We start from the raw sequence: 3533 nt of genomic DNA on the forward strand, positions 1-3533 counted from the left end.
TTTTCTTCCTATGACTTGTGCTTGGTAGGCATTCCTTAGCTGAAATCTCACCTTCTTGATGTGCAGCTTCTTTCTGCTGATTAGGAGATTGAACAACTCTTAATTTTTCTCTAAGCAATTTTTCAATATCGCTATTAATACTAGCAACTTCTTGAGGTGTTTTATTATCAGTGTTTCTAGCATTCAAAATCGCTTTAAGCCCATCATTCTGTTTTTTTTCTTGTAATAGAGAACGAACTTCATCCTCTTTTTCATCTTGAACAGCTTGAAATAGTTTATCGATAATGTCAAGTAACTTCCCAACTTCAGATTGGGGTTCTGCTACCTGCAATGGAGTACCTCCTGCACTATTTTTAATATTAACAACAGCACCATTTTCTAGTAACAATTTCACAACATGTAAATTACCTTTCTCAGCAGCAAGATGTAGTGCCGTGGTACCTTTAATAGTCGTTTGAGCATTGATAAAATCTTTTATAACATTAAGTTTGCTAGCATGTTGTAATAAAATTTTAACAATTTCATCATTACCCTTAGAAACAGCTATGTGTAGTGGTGTGTTACCTTTATCAGTAGTCTTAGCATTAACATCAGCCTTGTTATTCAATAAAACCTCAACCACCTCCTTGTGACCTTTTTGTGCTGCATAGTGTAATAATGTACAACCATACTCGTCTTTAGAGTTAACAACTATACCTCTTTTTATATAATCTTCAACATTTTGTAGATCTCTTTTTGCTTGAGTAAATAATTCTATATTTGCCCTATTTTGTTGAAAAAGATTAACAACGTCTAAGTAATGAGCATGATCAGGACCATAATGTTTTTGAAAGATAGGTAAAGCCCGTTCAAGCAACTCCTTTTGTTTAGGATAATCACCTAAACCCTCATAAGCGTTTCCTAAGTTTACAAGCATTTTAGCAGTTCTAACATGATCAGGACCATAATGTTTTTGAAAGATAGGTAAAGCCCGTTCAAGCAACTCCTTTTGTTTAGGATAATCACCTGAATCCCTATAAGCGGTTCCTAAGTTTACAAGTGTTTTAGCAATTTCAACATGATCAGAATCATAATGTTTCTCATCGATTTCTAAAGCCTGTTCAAGCAACTCCTTTTCTTTATTAGGATTACCTAAAGCCCCATAAGCGTTTCCTAAGTTTACAAGCATTTTAGCAGTTCTAACATGATCAGGACCATAATGTTCTTGAAAGATAGGTAAAGCCTGTTCAAGCAACTCCTTTTGTTTATTAGGATTACCTAAAGCCCCATAAGCGTTTCCTAAGTTTGCAAGCATTTTAACAGTTTCAACATGATCAGGACCATAATGTTCTTGAAAGATAGGTAAAGCCTGTTCAAGCAACTCCTTTTGTTTATTAGGATTACCTGAATCCCCATAAGCGCTTCCTAAGTTTGCAAGTGTTATAGCAATTTCAACATGATTAGAACCATAATGTTCTCGAAAGATAGATAAAGCCTGTTCAAGCAACTCCTTTTGTTTATGATAATCACCTAAAGCCCCATAAGCGTTTCCTAAGTTTGCAAGTGTTCCAGCAAATTCAACATGATCAGGACCATAATATTTCTCTTTGATTTTTAAAGCCCGTTCAAGCAACCCCTTTTGTTCATTATAATTACCTAAACCCTCATAAGCGGTTCCTAAGTTTACAAGTGTTCTAGCAATTTCAACATGATCAGGACCATAAAGAAAATGTTCCTCTTTGATTTTTAAAGCCCGTTCAAGCAACCCCTTCATTCTTCTATAATCACCAAAGTTTGCATATCCATGAGCCATCAATATTAATAATTCTTCAAGATAGCTTGTTTCTATTTTCTGTTTATCTTCAGGTTTTCTTGCCAACCAATCATCCAAATGTGACAAAAATGCTTCTAAATGTGGTAATAACTTCTGTTTCCTTTGATAATCTTCTGATCTATCACTACCATAAGGAAAATTTTCTTTTAGTAAGTAAAAAGCCTTATCTATAATCTCTGCTTTATTTTGTTCTGTTAGTTTTATTCTTGTTACTTGCTGTACTAACCTATGGATGTTGAGTGTTGTTTGCTCTTGTCCTGAACTGACCATTGAATACTGCTTCAATAAATGAACTGCGGATCCTAAATCTTCCTGATTTTTGATTAAGCTTAAGAACATGTTCGTAGAAATATTTTCAGGAGCAAAGTAGGATATAATGTTTAGGATCTCTATGGCTTTGTCACCATTTTCTTTTTGTTTTATGCCATCTAAAGTAACCTTCCACGTTATAAATGTTGTTTTAGTGTAGATATTATCACTATCTTCTGGAAACTGAAATTTGAGAAGCTCCTTAGTTTTTTCCTCATAACTCTTTAGGTAATCACTGATCTTAAATTCCGAACCTACATTTCTTAATACCTCATCTTTTACTGCTATATACGCTACTGCTTGTTGTAAAGCTAATGGAAAATGCTGTAATGTTTCTGCTAATCTCGCTATACCCTGATTTTGCGCATTATCTTCTATTTTTAAAGCCTTTTTAATAAACTCTATAGATTCTGCTTGGGTAAATGTTTCTAATGATAATCTTTTTATATTTCCCCAACTCTGATTACGAGAAGTGATAAGGATATAGGGTTTATTAGCATTAGAAGGCAAAGACGGTAAAAATTTATCTATACCTTCATCACCATCATCTTGAGTTCTAAGCTTTTCAGTATTATCAAAAATAAAAAGATTCTTTCTCTTTGAAAAAAAAACATATACATCTTCAACAATGGACTTTATATCCCTACCTATCACATTAATTTTTAACTTATCCTGAGCTAACCTAAGAAAAGATTCAGCAAGAGTTTGATAGCTTTCAGCATTTATCCATATAATATTATTGTCATAATTTTTGCTATATTCACTGATATACTTTCTAGCCAATTCACTCTTACCTACACCACCAAGACCAGCTACAACTGTTTTTCTTTCCTCTGTTAACTCTGTTAACGTTGTGTGTAAATCCTTTAATTGTTGAACCCTTCCAATAAATGATGCAACCGGTTCTTTTACATTAAATTCAATGTTAAACTTAACTATATTTGGAAAAAAATCATCATCCTTTTCTAAAGAATAATCACCTTTCCTCCAAAACTTTTCTGCTTTATCTCTTACCTTGAGAAAATTCTCTTCAACCTCTTCTCCAGCTAATTTATACAAATTTCTTATCTCATCTTTAATGATCTCTCTTAACTCCGGATCACTAGCTTGACCTGTGAAAATTTCCAACTTACTTAAGAACTCTTTAATATTAGTTCTATCTTCATCATCAAAAAACAATGTATCTCTAGGAAAATTCTTAACTTTAATGTTAAATCTATAACTATCAGCCTCTAGGCCCTTTGATTGAGCAGTAGTTTTTAATTCTTTGATGAGCTTCAGAGTATTTCCATTCAAACTTTCCTCGCTTGCTAACCTCAGCATTTCTTCCTTCTGATCAAATACAAGCAAATTACCAACAAGCTTTTCAATATTTTTTATATCTCCATCAGTTAGTACTTTCCTATGGCCA

The 3533-nt window shown here is 33.2% G+C and carries 1 protein-coding gene; it reads right to left on the bottom strand.

Annotated elements, in window-relative coordinates:
• Positions 1–3533: tetratricopeptide repeat protein (locus IC220_RS06435; RefSeq protein ID WP_188153650.1), on the bottom strand; the 3533-nt coding region annotated here is incomplete at both ends.

The sequence above is a fragment of the Wolbachia endosymbiont of Pentalonia nigronervosa genome, assembly GCF_014534705.1.
GTDB lineage: Bacteria > Pseudomonadota > Alphaproteobacteria > Rickettsiales > Anaplasmataceae > Wolbachia.